The 1540-nt window shown below is 37.2% G+C and carries 2 protein-coding genes; both read right to left on the minus strand.

Features of this window, described 5'->3' with window-relative positions; all coding sequences use genetic code 11:
• The coding region (locus tag H7254_RS02375; RefSeq protein WP_301931462.1) for a glycoside hydrolase family 73 protein at nt 1–728 on the minus strand (728 nt) is incomplete at its 3' end.
• Nucleotides 725–1375, minus strand: a complete 651-nt coding sequence (locus H7254_RS02380; protein WP_301931463.1) for an O-methyltransferase — start codon at nt 1373–1375, stop codon at nt 725–727. The genes H7254_RS02380 and H7254_RS02375, both read right to left, overlap by 4 nt.
• Nucleotides 1376–1540 lie beyond the last annotated feature (165 nt).

The following is a 1540-nucleotide window of genomic DNA, read 5'->3' on the forward strand; positions in this document are numbered from 1 at the left end:
GCCTCGTTAATCATAAAAATTTTACCTGCCTGAAATTGAGCATTGCCATTCTCGATCGTCGGGGTCTTGTCAAGCTGAGAAGGAGCAGTTAAAACAGTTTCAATTAAAGTTGCAGGTTCTTTTATTTCATCAACTTTTGTTTCTAATGGAGATACAGTTTCATTTGTTACAGTAAAAATTTGGGTGTCTAAAGCAGACTTTCCCTGCAAGGCAAGTAATGTGTATTCCTGTAAATTATTTTCTACAATAATCTTTAAAAGTTTTTGGGAATACAAGGGGTTTGTAGCGTAACCGGCTTTTTTCAACCCTTTGGCCCATCCTTCATAATCGGTAGGATCTAATTTAAAAAGAAAGGCATAATTGGGACGGGCTTTTAAGAAATCTGAGTGATCCTGGAAAGATGCTTCGACTGACGGATACTTTCTAAAACATTCATTTTTAGCATCATCATCATGTAGGTAAGTTTCTCCCGTCCACTCAGCTTTGCACTTGATACCAAAATGATTATTCGCAATTGATGCAAGATCACTTTGCCCGCCACCTGTTTCTAAAACACCCTGTGCAAGTGTAATAGAGGCGGGAACACCCGTACGGATCATTTCTTCAATGGCTATTTGGCTGTATTGCTTAATGTATTCTGAAGCTCTACCTTTTTCGTTTTGTGCAACTGTAGTTAACGTGGCACTTAATAAAATGAGTGTGGTGATAAATTTTGACAATTTTATCATTGTTTCTTTTTAATTATTAGTAATCCGTCTCTTATTGTAAGCATGACTTGCTCAACACGCTCATCGTTTAACACATGTTTGTTAAACTCGTGAATGGCAATGGCATTTTTGCCCTTAGGTGGCTGATCCAATACCTGCCCATGAAAAAGAACATTGTCGGCTATAATGACACCTTTATCTGATAATTGAGGCACAATTTTTTCATAGTATTCAATGTACGCCGTTTTATCTGCATCAATAAATACCAAATCCCACAAATGGGGTAAAGTTTGCAGTATGTCTATTGCTTTGCCGCGGTGCAATGTAACAAGTTTATGTTTTTCGGCTTTCATAAAATTTTTTTGAGCTGTATTTGCATCATCGTCCCGCAACTCAATGGTATGTAATTCTCCATCTTTCTGCAAGCCTTCTGCAAGGCATAAAGCACTATAACCAGTAAAAGTTCCAATCTCAAGAACGTATCTCGGCTGTAACATGATACTTATAAAAGATAAAAGTCTGCCCTGAACGTGCCCGCTTAACAAATGCGCCTGCTGATGGCGCTCCGTTGTTTCTTTATTAATTTGATTTAAAAGTGAGTTTTCAGGCGAAGTAAAATAATCTGCATAGGCTTCAGCCTCTTGGTTTATAAGGTTATCAGCAATCATGGTTGATTAAAAATATAAAAATATTTACATTGACTTAACATTCTGTCACTGCAGTCGGGTTTGCTGTACGTTAAAAACAGGAACGTTCTTAGATAGAAGTCAGATCAACGCTATCTCCTTTATTGCTTTTTGAGATGATTAGTAAACCAATAAAAGTAAAGAGCC

The sequence above is a fragment of the Ferruginibacter sp. genome, assembly GCF_014377975.1.
Lineage (GTDB): Bacteria > Bacteroidota > Bacteroidia > Chitinophagales > Chitinophagaceae > Ferruginibacter.

Excerpts from the sequence above, each read along its gene's own strand:
- H7254_RS02380 (WP_301931463.1), bottom strand. The coding sequence starts at position 1,375 with ATGATTGCTGATAACCTTATAAACCAAGAGGCTGAAGCCTATGCAGAT.